The 14,350-nt window shown below is 54.2% G+C and carries 14 protein-coding genes; all 14 read left to right on the top strand.

Annotation, left to right across the window (positions count from 1 at the left end):
• Positions 1-17 precede the first annotated feature (17 nt).
• The 14 genes from ACZ2GZ_RS09735 (at position 18) to ftsA (ending at position 14,337) form a co-directional block, all read left to right on the top strand.
• Positions 18-545 carry a YceD family protein gene (locus ACZ2GZ_RS09735; RefSeq protein WP_029595742.1) on the top strand — a complete coding sequence of 176 codons (528 nt, stop codon included), beginning with the start codon at positions 18-20 and terminating at the stop codon, positions 543-545.
• 22 nt (positions 546-567) lie between these two features.
• Positions 568-741 (top strand): 50S ribosomal protein L32, encoded by a 174-nt coding sequence (rpmF, locus tag ACZ2GZ_RS09730; RefSeq protein WP_015881300.1) that lies wholly within the window; start codon positions 568-570, stop codon positions 739-741.
• Positions 742-849: 108 nt separating this feature from the next.
• Positions 850-1,689, top strand: a complete 840-nt coding sequence (locus tag ACZ2GZ_RS09725) for a 2-dehydropantoate 2-reductase (protein ID WP_029595741.1) — start codon at positions 850-852, stop codon at positions 1,687-1,689.
• Positions 1,683-2,042 (top strand): DUF3397 domain-containing protein, encoded by a 360-nt coding sequence (locus ACZ2GZ_RS09720; RefSeq protein WP_214713842.1) that lies wholly within the window; start codon positions 1,683-1,685, stop codon positions 2,040-2,042. Before ACZ2GZ_RS09725 ends, ACZ2GZ_RS09720 begins: the two co-directional genes overlap by 7 nt.
• A gap of 24 nt (positions 2,043-2,066) precedes the next feature.
• The gene (gene bshC / locus ACZ2GZ_RS09715) at positions 2,067-3,623 is read left to right on the top strand and encodes a bacillithiol biosynthesis cysteine-adding enzyme BshC (protein WP_353048033.1); all 1,557 of its coding nucleotides are present in this window, start codon (positions 2,067-2,069) and stop codon (positions 3,621-3,623) included.
• A gap of 168 nt (positions 3,624-3,791) precedes the next feature.
• On the top strand, positions 3,792-4,724 hold the full coding sequence (gene rsmH / locus ACZ2GZ_RS09710; RefSeq protein ID WP_021067038.1) for a 16S rRNA (cytosine(1402)-N(4))-methyltransferase RsmH: 933 nt from the start codon (positions 3,792-3,794) through the stop codon (positions 4,722-4,724).
• Between the two features lie 23 nt (positions 4,725-4,747).
• Entirely contained in the window at positions 4,748-5,110 is a 363-nt protein-coding gene (ftsL, locus tag ACZ2GZ_RS09705) for a cell division protein FtsL (RefSeq protein WP_251130760.1), read from the top strand.
• A 38-nt stretch (positions 5,111-5,148) separates the two neighbouring features.
• Positions 5,149-7,257, top strand: coding sequence for a penicillin-binding protein (locus tag ACZ2GZ_RS09700; RefSeq protein ID WP_353048032.1), 2,109 nt, complete (start codon positions 5,149-5,151; stop codon positions 7,255-7,257).
• Positions 7,258-7,315: 58 nt separating this feature from the next.
• Complete coding sequence (locus ACZ2GZ_RS09695) at positions 7,316-8,623, top strand: UDP-N-acetylmuramoyl-tripeptide--D-alanyl-D-alanine ligase (protein WP_251132726.1); 1,308 nt, start codon at positions 7,316-7,318, stop codon at positions 8,621-8,623.
• Positions 8,624-8,644: 21 nt separating this feature from the next.
• A complete protein-coding gene (mraY, locus tag ACZ2GZ_RS09690; RefSeq protein WP_214713838.1) occupies positions 8,645-9,604 on the top strand; it encodes a phospho-N-acetylmuramoyl-pentapeptide-transferase in 960 nt (319 codons plus the stop codon).
• A gap of 15 nt (positions 9,605-9,619) precedes the next feature.
• Positions 9,620-10,957 (top strand): UDP-N-acetylmuramoyl-L-alanine--D-glutamate ligase, encoded by a 1,338-nt coding sequence (gene murD, locus ACZ2GZ_RS09685; RefSeq protein WP_470295199.1) that lies wholly within the window; start codon positions 9,620-9,622, stop codon positions 10,955-10,957.
• Entirely contained in the window at positions 10,954-12,030 is a 1,077-nt protein-coding gene (gene murG, locus ACZ2GZ_RS09680; RefSeq protein ID WP_029595735.1) for an undecaprenyldiphospho-muramoylpentapeptide beta-N-acetylglucosaminyltransferase, read from the top strand. The genes murD and murG overlap by 4 nt, the downstream gene beginning before the upstream one ends.
• A 13-nt stretch (positions 12,031-12,043) precedes the next feature.
• Positions 12,044-12,814, top strand: a complete 771-nt coding sequence (locus tag ACZ2GZ_RS09675; RefSeq protein WP_214713833.1) for a cell division protein FtsQ/DivIB — start codon at positions 12,044-12,046, stop codon at positions 12,812-12,814.
• Between the two features lie 227 nt (positions 12,815-13,041).
• The gene (ftsA, locus tag ACZ2GZ_RS09670) at positions 13,042-14,337 is read left to right on the top strand and encodes a cell division protein FtsA (protein WP_214713831.1); all 1,296 of its coding nucleotides are present in this window, start codon (positions 13,042-13,044) and stop codon (positions 14,335-14,337) included.
• The last annotated feature ends 13 nt before the right edge of the window (positions 14,338-14,350 follow it).

The raw sequence follows: 14,350 nt of genomic DNA, 5'->3' as shown, positions 1-14,350 counted from the left end.
CAATTGAGGTGATTCGGATGAAGTGGTCTATTGCACAGCTACTTAAGCTACGAAACCAGGGTGACAGTTTTACCATCGATGAGATGGTCGAACTACCAGAGCTTACTCAGCTCCATCCGGATATCCGTTCGATTCGTCCGGTGCATGTGCACGGGAATGCGTCGTTCACATCTAATCAAGTTACATTCAATCTGAAGATTCAAGGTGACCTGACGTTGCCAGATGCGCGTACGTTGGATGATGTCATTTATGAATTCGATATTGAATCGCTCGAGCCTTTCTTTTTGGAGAATGGGCGTTATACGGAGCAATTCGATGATGTCAATTTGCCAGAAGGAAATACGATTGATCTGCGACCGATCGTAAAAGAGCTCATCATGTTAGACGTCCCAATGCAAATCTTTGGGAACGAAACAGACAAAACTCAGGTTGAAGGGGAAGGCTGGTCCGTCATTGACGAGCAGCCGGACGACCAACCAAAAATTGACCCGCGCCTCGCGGGGCTCGCTGACTTGTTCTCTAAAAAAGAGGACGAGAACGGCTAACTTTTCAAGGAGGTGGACAACGATGGCAGTACCATTCCGTAGAACGTCGAAAACTCGCAAACGTCTTCGTCGTACTCACTTCAAACTCAACGTACCTGGTATGAACGAGTGCCCGAACTGTGGCGAAATGAAGCTTTCTCACCGTGTATGCAAATCTTGCGGACACTACAACGGTAAAGAAGTAACAAGCAAATAATGCGAAAAGAAGCGGTCTCCTCGGAGGCCGCTTCTTTTTTTATTTTTGGGTCGTGGAAACAGATTGTGGTAAACTTTTCAGTGCAGACTAGACGTGGAGGGATGGCCAATGAAGCCGATTAAACGAATTGGGATTATCGGGAACGGCGCCGTCGGCATGTTGATGGCTTCGCTGTTCGAACCGGACTATACGGTGACGCTCTATGGCCGTGTCGACGAGGCATCGACTGTGACGATCGAACGTACCGGCGTCACGCAGGGAACGGTTCAGGTTCGCCTCTGTCCGGTGACGAAAATCATTGAGACGGAGCAGGACGTGTTCTTTGTGACGACGAAAGCGCATCAGGTCGAGGCGGCGACGGAACGATTGTCCGGCGACGTGCCCGTATTCATCTGTTCGAACGGAATCGCGCATCTCGACTATGCACGTACGAAAGGATTCCACCTCGGTGTGGTCGAACATGGTGTGAGCCGCGACGGCGATCGGCTCCAGCATACCGGGCTCGGGCGCATCCGCATCGGCAGCCTCGGCTCGCTCGAAGAGATGTCGTTCAACGCATCTCCACTCGATGTCGTCTGGGAGACGGATATCGAACAAGTCGTCACCGAGAAACTATTCGCCAACGCAATCATCAATCCGATTACGGCGCTCTGCCGTGTCGAGAACGGTGCGGTCGCCATACCGCCTTGCCGCGATATCGCGACGGCGCTTTACGAAGAACTGACGATGTTGTTCGACCGTCACGTCCCGTATACATATATCGACACGATTATCGACAAGACGGCACACAATCGTTCTTCGATGCTACGTGACATCGAGGCGGGGCGCCAGACCGAGGTCGATGCCATCTTGACGCCGCTCTTGAAACGGGCCGATGAACGAGGCGTCACATTGACCGTCATTCCGGTCATGCAAAAATTAATTTTAGGAGCGAGCGTATCGTGCTAGTGTATATCGTTTCATTTCCACTCGTCATTTGGTTTATGGTGTATATGATACTTAGAAAAATTATGCCGAAATCGGTTAATACGTTCAAACTCGCCTGTGATGCCGGCGTCATCCTTTGGTTTTATGCCTGTGCGGTGCTGCTCGAAGCGATCGTCGGGGTCGATTTGATTTGGCTGTTGCTTGCGGTCTGTGCCGCCATCTTTCCGGCCAACGCGATTTGGCAACGGATTCGCCATGAGGATGTCGTCTATTCGAAGATGTTCGTGCACGGATGGCGCCTATTGTTTTTGGTGCTCGTCCCGACCCACATCGTCTTGTTTACGATCGGCATCGCACGAGAGATGATGTATTAATCGTTTGAAAGGAAGTCGTTATACGTGAGGATAGAGTCGCTAGATGCCATGTACGCCCCGTCGTCCCCGATGATACAAGTGGAGACGGGCTATTCGAAATGGCTGGACTATACAGGGATGGATGAGCTCGAGGTGAGGGCGGACGAATTGACGAACCGTCCCTTCACGCATTTGCCCGCGCTCGTCGACATTTTGCGAGACCAACAAACCGTCCACGGTCCGATTTCTCCGGCGCTCGAATCAAAACTCGAAGCGTTGGCCGCCGGTGAGGCGTTCACGATGGTGACCGGGCAACAAGTCGGGGTGTTCGGCGGTCCGTTGTTCGCGGTGTATAAACTGTTGACCGTGCTGAAGAAGGCCAAGCAGGCGGAAGCGAAATTGAATAAACCGGTCATCCCCATCTTTTGGATGGCGACGGAAGATCACGACTACGCGGAAATCAACCACGTCTTCGTCAGCCAACCGCTGTCGCGTCAACTGCGCAAAGAGGCGCTCTCGACCGTCCCGCTTGCCGGAAAGGCGTCGGTCGGGGAATTGGAGTTCGACCGCCTAAAAATCGAACTCGTGCAAATGTTGCAGCACCTCTTGTTATCCGAGACGGAGACGCGCTACACGACGACGCTCTATCATGAGCTCGTCGATGTGATTCAAGCGAGCCATTCGTTCGCGCAATTCTTCGGTCAGATGATGCGCCGGTTTGTCGGCACCGACTTCATCTTGTTCGACCCGCATCAACCGGACGTTCGGGCTCTCGAGCGCGATGCGTTCAAACGGTTGATTACGGAACACGACCGCTTGCATGCGGCGCTGCACGATGCGTTCGAGGACGGGATGCCGACCGTCGAGCTGAACCGGGAAGCGGCCCATCTGTTCTATCACGACGGGACGCGCGAACTGTTGACGAAGCAGGACGGGCTCTTCACGACGAAACGGGGACACCGCTTCACCGAGGCCGAGCTGATTCAGCAAGTGGAGGCGCACCCAGAGCGGTTCTCGAACAACGTCGTGTCCCGTCCGCTCATGCAGGACCACTTGTTCCCGACGCTCGCCTATATCGCCGGTCCCGGTGAAATCGCCTATTGGCTTCAACTGCGGCCTTTGTTCCACGTCCTCGATTGGAAGATGCCGCTGTTGATTCCACGGCTCGGGGCCGTGCTCGTCTCGGCGAACGATGAGAAGAAGCTCGCCCAAGAAGGCGTGACGCTCGTCGACTATTTGGCGGACCCGTTACCGGACCACACGTTCGACGACGAAACGTTCGACCAAAACCTGTATGCGTACCGGACGCTCACGGAAGCGATCGGGCGCGAGGCAGGCAAGCAGGGGCACCGGTTTGATGCCAAGGCGCGCCATGTGCTCGAACGACTCGCCGATGAGATGCGTGCCGAAGCGAAGCGCGACCAGTACCGCTTGAACAGTCGCCGGATTCATCTATCGACACGACTCTTGCCGATGGACGCCCCGCAAGAACGGATATGGTCGATGGTCCCGTTGTTGAACCGTCACGGCCTCGATTTGTTCGAGCGCTTGCGCCGGTCTTATGAACAAGTGGATTTCGAGCGATGTTTGGTCAAATTGTAAGCGAAATGAGTGCGATGGAGATGGTTCCCAGAAATTTGTGGGAACCATTTTTTGTTTGTTACCTTTTTGTTTCCTCTTTTCGCTAAAAAGCTATGCGGCGCTTGACATTTTTATGATAAAGTAAACGTAATAAAATAGTTGAAAAATGTAGGTTGAGAGGATTTTTGTATGTTTGAGCATGAAACGGTATTAAAAATGGAGTCCATTGAGGGATTAAATATTAAGCCAGACGGGATTTATGTCGATTGTACGTTAGGAGGAGCCGGTCACAGCGAAGAGATCGTCAAGCGTTTGACGACAGGCCATCTGTACGCCTTCGACCAAGACGACGTCGCGCTCAAGCACGCGAGTGAGCGGCTGGCTCCATATGAGGACCGGGTTACGTTCATTAAAAGCAACTTCGTCCATTTGAAAGACGAACTGTTGGCGCGGGGAATCACTCAGGTCGATGGGGTATTGTTCGACCTTGGCGTGTCGTCGCCGCAGCTCGATGAGGCCGAACGTGGCTTTAGCTACAATTACGACGCACCGCTCGATATGCGTATGGACCGTTCACGCGAGCTGTCCGCATATCACGTCGTCAACGAATGGCCGTTCGGAGATCTTGCCCGCATCTTCTTTACATACGGGGAAGAAAAGTTCTCCAAACAGATTGCGCGCAAGATTGAGCAGGCCCGTGCCGTCAAACCGATCGAGACGACGTTCGAACTCGTCGAATTGATTAAAGACGCGATTCCGGCGCCGGCCCGACGCAAAGGCGGTCATCCTGCGAAGCGGACGTTCCAAGCCATCCGCATCGCCGTCAACGATGAGTTGAACGTGTTCGACCGTGCCGTCCAAGACGCGATCGACATGCTCGCCATCAACGGACGCATTTGCGTCATCACGTTCCACTCGTTAGAAGATCGAATTTGTAAACAAGTGTTCAAAGAGAAAAGCCAGCATCCGCCGTTACCGCCCGGATTGCCGGTCATCCCGAAAGAGTTTGAACCCGAACTGAAATTGATCACGCGCAAGCCGATCACAGCCGGGGACGACGAGCTCGAAGGCAATCGCCGGGCCCGTTCTGCCAAACTCCGGGTCGCAGAAAAACAAAAATAGACTGTACGTAGGAGGGATACCTGATGCCAGAAGCTGCTCGCAAGGCTCTGCAGCCTCAAGTTACGCCGAATCGAAATCCGATTCCGCAAGAACGACCAATACCAGCTCCAAAACGACGTACGTTGACTTTGTTCGAAGCCATCCTGTACCCGACCATGATCTGTTCAGTTGTCCTGTTCGGTGGCATCACGGTATCGAAACATAACGAAGCGTACAACATCATGCGCGATACGGCTCTGATCACACAAGAGACGAACACGATCGCCAAAGAGAATGAAGAATTGAAGTATGAGATCGCCCAACTAAGCTCACCTGAGAGAATCTATGCGATTGCTGAAAAGCTCGGAATGCAATTCAATGAGAACAACGTCAAGGTGATTGACTGATGAATTCTCTACAACAGAGTAAAAAAAGAGTGGCGTGGGTGGCGATTGTTTGCTTCACACCGCTCTTTTTATTTTTTGTCGGTTGGTTCTTCTATTTGTCCGTCTTCCAGACGTATAAAGGAGAGAACATGCTCGCGTTCGCCGAGGAAGAGCGTTGGAAAGCGGTCAGTACGCTAAAAGCGGAGCGTGGTGAAATCTTTGACCGATTCGGACAGCCGATCGCCATCAACATCCCGTCGTACCGCATCGTGGCCGTGTTGAAACTCGGCGGCGAGCGGGTCGAGGACAAGACGCTCATGCCCGATGAGTTCGCCGAAGCCGCCTCACAGCTCGCCACCGTCATTCCGATGACCGAGGCCGACATTTTGAAGCGGCTCGAGCAGAACAAAGATCGCGGTCAAATCGAGTTCGGCGTACCGGGCCGCGATTTGACGGTCGATCAAAAGGAAGAGATTGAGGCGTTCGAGATTCCAGGGATCACGTTCGTCGAAGAACCGAAGCGCTACTATCCGAACAAAGTGTTCGCATCGAGTGTCGTCGGTTATGCCCAGAAAGTCGACCAGAACGGACGCATCGAACTCGTCGGTGAACTCGGGATCGAAAAATCACTCAACGATGTCTTGAGTGAGTCGTATGGGTTGTACCGGTTCGAGAAAGATTTGGCCGGACGCCAAATCGTCTCGAGCGACGAGCAATTGAAAATCGACCCGGAAGACGGGGCCGACGTGCAACTCACGCTCGACCACCGGATTCAACAGCTGCTCGATACGAAAATGGAAGAGCTGTATCAAGAATACAAGCCGAAGAATGCGACGGCGATCATTATGGACCCGAAGACCGGCGAAATCATCGCCTTGTCGGACCGTCCTTCGTTCGACCCGAACACGCGCGAAATCAGCTCGTATAGTAACTTCTCGGTGTCGTCTCGTTTCGAGCCGGGGTCGACGATGAAAATCTTCACGTTGGCCGCCGCCATCAACGAAGGCGTCTATAATCCGAATGAACTGTATAAATCGGGTTCGTATAAGTATGGCAAGACCGTATTCAATGATTACAACATTACCGGATGGGGTACGATTCCTATGGTAGAAGGCGTCTGGCACTCGTCGAACGTCGCGTTCTCGATTCTCGCGAACGAGCGTCTCGGCCTGGGCCGCTATGAAGATTATTTCAACGCCTTCAAGTTCGATCAACGCACGGGCGTCGACTTGCCAGGAGAGGTCAACAGTCAATACGACTTCGAGAGCCCGTTGAACGTCTTGATCACGGCATGGGGCCAATCGACGGCCGTCACGCCGATGCAGATTTTACAAGCGACGTCGGCCATCGCGACCGATGGGACGATGAAACAACCGCACGTCATCAAGAAAGTCGTCAACCGTGAGACCGGCGAGACGATTCGGACGACGAATCCGAAAATCGTCGGACAGCCGATCACGGCCGAGGCGGCCAAACAGACGCGGGAAGCGCTCGATGGCGTCGTCAACAGCGACGTCGGGACGGGGCAACTGTACGCCCTCGACAACTATCGCGTCATCGGGAAGACCGGGACGGCGCAAATTGCCGAGAACGGGAAGTACTTGAGTGGACAATACATCCACTCGTTCGTCGGTATGGCGCCGGAGGATGACCCGGAACTCGTCATGTATATCGCCGTCGACCGCCCGAACAGTGACTCGTCGACGACGGGACCACGCATCATGGCACCGCTGTTCAAAGATGTGATGGACGTCGCGCTCCGCTATCGGAGCGTCGAGCCAAACAAACAAGCGAAATCGATTGACGCCTCGACGAAAACGACGGCCTCGTTCGTCGACCAAGGCCGTGAAGACGCCGTGAAGGAAGCCAAAGCGGCCGCGTTCACACCGGTGGCACTCGGCAACGGGGAGACGGTGACGGCGCAAAGTCCGGTCGAAGGCCAACCGTACGTCGTCGGTGAGCGGTTGCTGTTAAAGACGGAGGACTCGTTCACGATGCCGACGCTCAAGGGCTGGTCACTTCGTGATGTGAAACGACTGGCGACGCTGTATCAATTGAATTTAGAAATAGACGGCACCGGCTTCGTCACGTCCCAATCGATTGGGAAAGGCAAGCCCGTCAAGACGGGAGCGACACTCAAAGTGAGGCTCGCGTCACCGTCGAACTAACGCAAAGGGATGAAGAGGGCCTCGGCTCTCTTTTCCTTTGTCACAGGAGGAAATGGTTATGGAACAGTTGACGATTCAAACACTCGCATCTTGGTTTGGGATGGAAATACAGGATTCGCGTGAGGTACGCCACGTCGCGACCGACTCGCGAGACGACAATGCCGACGGCTTGTTCGTCCCGATTATCGGGGCACGCGTCGATGGACATGATTACATCGAGGCTGCCATCAAGCAAGGGGCGATCGTGACGTTTTGGGAACAAGACCGTCCGTTACCGGAAGGGATTATCGCCATCCCGGTCGCATCACCGTTGACAGCGCTCCAAGAAGCGGCGGCCCGCTATTTGGCGGAAATCAATCCGAAAGTCGTCGCCATCACCGGCTCGAACGGGAAGACGTCAACGAAAGACATGATTGCCGTCGTGCTCGGTGAGACGTTCAAGACGCACAAGACGGCCGGGAACTTCAATTCGGACGTCGGATTGCCGCTCACCGTGCTCCGGATGCCACGGGACACCGAAGTCGCCGTCCTCGAGATGGGCATGAACGGATTCGGGCAAATCGAACTGTTATCGAAACTCGCCAAACCGGATATCGCCTTCGTCACGAACATCGGCGAGTCACACGGTGAACAAGTCGGGGGGCGCGAGGGGATCGCCAAGGCGAAGCTCGAGATTAAAGCCGGGTTGAAACCGGACGGCGTCTTAATCGTCGATGCCGACGAGCCGCTCCTTAATGAAGCGGGCGGGTACCGCGTCGGATACGACTCGACCGCGGACGGTAAGCTCGAAGTCGTGGAGGCGACGTTTGACGCCTCGATTTTCCGCTACAATAACGAGCTGTATGAATTGAAAGTGCTCGGGGCCCACCAAATCCGTAACGCCGCCTATGCGATCGCCTGCGGTCTCAAGTTCGGATTAGGACATGACACGATTCAACGCGGTCTCGACCGCGTCCAGTTGACGTCGATGCGGATGGAGAAACGGATGTTCGGCGACGCCCACTTGGTCAATGACGCCTATAACGCGAGCCCGACCTCGATGATTGCCGCCGTCGAGACGATTAAAACGCTAGAAGGGTTCTCACGCCGCGTCCTCGTCCTCGGGGACATGTATGAACTCGGGACGGACGAGGTCGCCCAGCACGAACAAGTCGGCCACGCCATCACGGCACCGGTCACGGATTGCGTGCTCATCGGAGAGAAAGCGAAATGGATTGCGGCAGGCATCACCGACCCGCGTGTGAACGTGACGATGGTGCCGACGGTCGAGGAAGCGAAAGTCCTCCTCGGCAGTTATCAACGCCCCCAGACTGTGATATTGTTAAAAGCATCGCGAGGACTGGCGCTCGAGCGTCTAGTTCAATAAACAGAGTAGTGAGGTACGAACATGTTAATCAGTTTAATCGTCTTAATCAGTTCATTATTGACCGTATTGGTCGTCATGCCGCGGGCCATCCCGGCACTGCATAACTTAAAGTTTGGCCAAGAAATCCGTGACGTAGGTCCAGATTGGCATCAAAAGAAATCAGGCACGCCGACGATGGGCGGAATCATCATCTTGCTCGCCCTTATCATCGGATTCCTCATCTCAGTCGTCTTCGGTGAAGACGTCGCTGGGTTTGGCACGCTCTTGTTCGTGACTCTCGCCTTCGGGGTGATCGGCTTCCTCGACGACTACATCAAAGTCGTCAATAAACGCAACCTCGGTTTGACGTCGCTTCAGAAATTGATCGGTCAAATCGTCGTCTCGGTCTTATTCGTTTGGTTCCTCTCCCTCGGTGGGGCACTCGATACGACGATTCAAATCCCGTTCACTTCGATCGCGTTTGATACGGGCTGGTTGTATGTCGCCATCGTCATCTTCTGGCTCGTCGGCTTCTCGAACGCGGTCAACTTGACAGACGGCCTCGACGGTCTCGTCTCGTTCTCGGCCATCCCGACGTTCGCCTTCTTCGGCATCTATGCGCTCGGACAAGACGAAGCGGGCATCGCTTGGTTCGCCTTCAGTGCGGTCGGCGCCTTGCTCGGCTTCCTCGTCTTCAATAAATACCCGGCGAAAATCTTTATGGGTGACACGGGATCGCTCGCCCTCGGTGGTGCGGTCGCCGGCCTCGCGCTCATGCTCAAGCTCGAGCTGTTGCTCGTCTTCGTCGGAATCATCTTTGTCATCGAGACGCTTAGCGTCATCTTGCAAGTGTTCTCGTTCAAGACGACGGGCAAACGAATCTTTAAGATGAGCCCGATTCATCACCATTTCGAAATGGTCGGTTGGTCAGAATGGCGCATCGTCTTGACGTTCGGTGGAATTAGTTTGATCACGGCAGTCTTGTCGTTACTACTCATGTAATGGATGGTGGAAGACATGCAACAACAGTGGAACGATAAACGAGTCCTCGTACTCGGCGCGGCACGGAGCGGCATCGCCGCAGCCGCTTACTTAAGAAATGTCGGCGCGGACGTGACCCTCAATACCGGGAGCGAACCGTCAACGGAAGAACGGATGAAAATTGAAGCGCTCGGCCTCAACGGCGTTTTCGGTGCCCATCCGCTCGAATTGCTCGACACGACGGACATGATTGTCAAAAACCCGGGAATCCCGTATCACATCCCGCTCCTTCAAGCAGCGCTTGAGCGGAACATCCCGATTTATACAGAAGTGGAACTCGCCTACTTGGCGACCGATGCCACGTTCGTCGCCATCACCGGCTCGAACGGGAAAACGACGACGACCACGCTCGTTCATGAATTGCTCAAAGGGGGAAGTCGTCCTGTCCATGTGGCAGGGAATATCGGTTTCCCGGCAATCGAAGTCGCATCGAAAGCGAAGCAGGGCGACATCATCGTCATCGAACTATCGAGCTTCCAACTGATGGGCGTTGAGCAGTTCCATCCGCAAGCGGCGGCACTGTTGAACTTGTCACCGGCGCATTTGGATTATCATGGTGACTTCGAATCGTATGCCGACGCCAAAGGGAACTTGTTCCGGAACATGACGGCATCAGACCGTGTCGTCGTCAAAGGCAGTGACACCGAAGTGATGAAACGCGTCCCGGCCGATCTCGATGCTTCGACGTTCGGTTACGACAGCGGGGATGCGCATGTCACCGACGGCTGGATTACGTTGCACGGCAAGCGGGTCATTCGGGTCGAGGATCTCGCCCTCGGCGGGGCCCATAACGTGGAGAACGTGTTGGCAGCCTTGTTGCTCGTTGAACCGTTCGATATCCCGGCCGAACATATCGATCGTGCGTTGCGCACGTTCGGTGGCGTGGCCCACCGAACGGAAAGTCTTGGCCAAGTGCTCGGACGCCGGGTTTATAACGACTCGAAAGCGACGAACAACGTGGCGGCCGAAGCGGCATTGAGCGGATTCGATGCTCCGATCGTTTGGGTGTGCGGGGGACTTGAACGTGGAGCCGAATTGGATTCACTCATTCCGGCGCTCGGACGCGTCAAAGCCATCGTCTCGTACGGTGAGACGGCAGGGCGTTTCCAAGCACTCGGTGAAGCCGAGCAGATTCCATCGTTCGCGGTCGATACGCTCGACGCAGCCGTCCCGCTCGCATTTGAACAGTCAGCCCCAGACGACGTGATTTTATTGTCACCGGCCTGTGCGAGCTGGGACCAATATAAGACGTTTGAAGAGCGCGGCGAACATTTCGTCCGCCTCGTCCATGCATATGAGGAGGCCAATCGATGAAAATCATGATTTCTGGTGGAGGAACGGGTGGTCATATCTACCCGGCACTCGCTCTCCTTGATACGCTCAAACAGCGCCATCCGAACCTCGAGGTGCTCTACATTGGCACTGAGAACGGTCTCGAGGCCGATCTCGTCCCACGCGCTGGTGTGCCGTTCAAATCGATTCGAATCGCCGGGCTCAAACGGTCGTTGTCGCTAGATAACGTCAAGACGGCCTATTGGTTTGTCCAATCTGTCCTGACGTTGCGTAAAGAGATGAAGACGTTCCGTCCGGACGTCGTCATCGGCACGGGCGGATTCGTCTCAGGTCCGGTCGTCTTCACCGCACAACAACTCGGCATCCCGACGATTCTGCATGAACAGAACAGCATCCCAGGCTTGACGAACAAGTTCTTGTCGAAGAAAGCCGACCGGGTCGCCTTGTCGTTCGCCGGTTCGGAATCACAGTTCCCTGATGCGAACGTCCGCGTCATCGGTAACCCGCGCGGGAGCGAAGTGTTGAAGACGACGGTGAACGAAACGTCCGTCCGGGCCGAATATGGTATCGATGAACGTCCAATCGTCTTGATTTACGGCGGCAGCCGCGGAGCCGAGGCCATCAACCGGGCCGTCATCGAGGCCATCCCGGAACTTGCGACCGAACCGGTGAACGTGCTCTACGTGACCGGGAACGTCCATTATGACAACGTCGTGGCGAAGGCGCCAAAAGCCGATAACGTCCATGTGTTGCCATACGTTTACGACATGCCTGAACTGCTCGCGTGTGCGAGTCTCGTCGTGTCGCGGGCCGGTGCCTCGACCATCTCGGAATTGACGGCGCTCGGTTTGCCGAGCATCTTGATTCCGAGTCCGTACGTGACGGCCGACCATCAGACGAAAAACGCCTCGGCGCTCGTCGAAAGCGGCGCGGCCGAACTGATTAAAGAAGGGGATTTGTCGGGCGAGACGCTCGTTCGCTCGATCCGACACGTATTGGCCCATCATGATGAGATGGCCGCAGCCTCGAAACGGTTAGGATTCCCGCACGCCGCGGAGTCGCTCGCCGACCTCGTCGAAGAAGTCCGCGCTTGAAAGGAGAGTAGCCATGGAGACACGTCAGAATACCGTTCGTAGTTTGGAAGACCGAATCCCGTATATGAAAGATCAACGTCGTAAGAAAGCGAACCGACGTTTGTCGACGATCCTGTTGTTGTTCGCGGTGTTGATTGCGCTCGTCGTATATATGCAGACATCGGTGTCTGACGTGAAAGCGGTGAACGTGAACGGCCTGTCCTGGTTGACAGAAGCGTATGTGCTCGCCGAAACGGATATCGACACGTCCACGAAAATCGTTCAAGTGTCGCCGAACGGGATTGAACGGGAACTTCGTAAAGTGCCTGGCGTGAAAGACGTCTCGGTCGATCGCTCCTGGTATAACGTCGTGACGATTGACGTCGAAGAAGAGAAAATGATCGCCTATTCACGAACGGACGAAGAGGAAGTCGTCGTCCTCGCTGACGGTTCTTTGCACCCGACTGGATCGATTACGGATCCAGAGAAGCTAAAAGACGGTCCGTTGTTGCGTGAATTCACCGATGCGGCGGAACTCGAGAAAATCGCGAGTGAGCTCGAGCAAGTCGATGACGCGATGCGGGCCAGGATGTCAGAGATTGTCTTCTCGAAACAGAAAGGCGAACCGACACGATATGAGATTTATATGAACGACGGCAACACGATTCAGACGCCGACGTTCAAGCTCAGTCAAACGGTATCCAAGTACGGCGAAATCTATGAGAATATTCCAAAAGGACAGCGGGGAACCGTCGTCATGGATGGCGGATATTATTTCGTTCCGTACGAAAAACCGAAAGAATAATCTGAATTTTTACAGCCCTTAGACACATAAGGGCTGTTTTTTTATCGATTGTAATCGAATTGACACCCCAAAACCGCGTAATTTGTAGGATTCTACCTTTTCTCACTATCTTATTTGTTGTAAACTTAGACGTGAGATATCTTGCCGGACCTAACAATATTTTTGGATATCTGTAACAATGTAACGGAATTCAAGCACAGAAATTAAAGCGCGGAGGTGTTTCCCTTTTGGAAGCGAATGGTTATGTGGCCGCATTGGATATAGGAACGTCAGAAATTAAGCTCGTCGTGGGTGAACTACTCGGGGGAACGCTTAACATTTTGGCGGAGGGGTGTGCCCCGTCTGCAGGAGTAAAACGTGGCGCCGTCGTCGACATCGATAAGACGGTTCAAGCCATCAAGCAAGCCGTCGAACATGCCGAAGCGGCGCTCGGTGATCAAATTCGGTCGGTATACGTTGCCATCGAAGGGGAACATATCCAAATCGCCCCATGTCATGGAATTGCATCGGTCAAACGAGAAGACCAAGAAATCACGGACACAGACGTCATCGAAGTCATCAATTCGGCGCAAGTCATGCGCTTGCCGGATGAGATGAGTGTCATCGATGTGATTCCGTCTTCCTTCACGGTCGACCAACAGACAGGTGTCGTCGATCCCCGGGGCATGCTCGGTTATCGCTTAGAGATGCACGGCAAGATGGTGACCGGTTCGAAGACGATTTTACATAGCATTCGTCGTTCCATCGAACGGGCGGGACTGAAACTAGAAGGTTTCGTCCTCGGCAACTTGGCGCTCGGCATGAGTGCGGCATCGGTCGATGAAATCGATTTAGGCATCGGCTTGGTCGATATCGGTCATGAAAAGACGACCGTCTCGGTCTTCTATCGAGGCGACCTCGTCTACTCATATATCCTTCCGGTCGGAGGCGATCATATGACGCGCGACTTGGTGTACAAGCTCAACTGTAAATACCAAGACGCCAAAGTGGCGAAAGAAGAGTACGGACTTGCCCTCGAAGAGATGGCGGACGCCTCAGAAGGGTTCTCGTTCACGAACATCAACGGGGAAGTCACGTTCGAACCGCAGTCAGAAATTAGTTACGTTTTAGAGGCAAGAATAGAGGAAATGTTCACGCTTGTGTTGAATAGAGTGCAAAAGGTAGGCGTTCCAACGCTCAGCGGAGGTTATCTCCTCTGTGGTGGGGCCGCTGCTTTACCTGGCATCCAAGAACTAGCGACTCGTGTCATGGGTCAAAAGACGAGACTGTATCAGCCATCGTCGATTGGCGTCAGACATCCGAAATACGCGACCGCGGTCGGCGTCCTCAAGTACGTGCTCATGAGCGATCACCACGTCTCGAAGTCACGACTTGAAAAGCCGGATGACCGTGTGGCCGTCGCAAAACCAGACGGCACGTCTCAAACCGGGAACGTCCAAGACCACGACGATGATGTGGAACCGGACGACCGCGAGACGAAAAACGGTTTCGGTCGATTAATGGAAAAATTATTTGGCGTGTAAATTTGACGTTGTG

The sequence above is a fragment of the Exiguobacterium sp. KKT215 genome (assembly GCF_055635335.1).
Note: the sequence above shows the minus strand (reverse complement) of the source record. Positions and strands in the feature narration are given on the sequence as shown.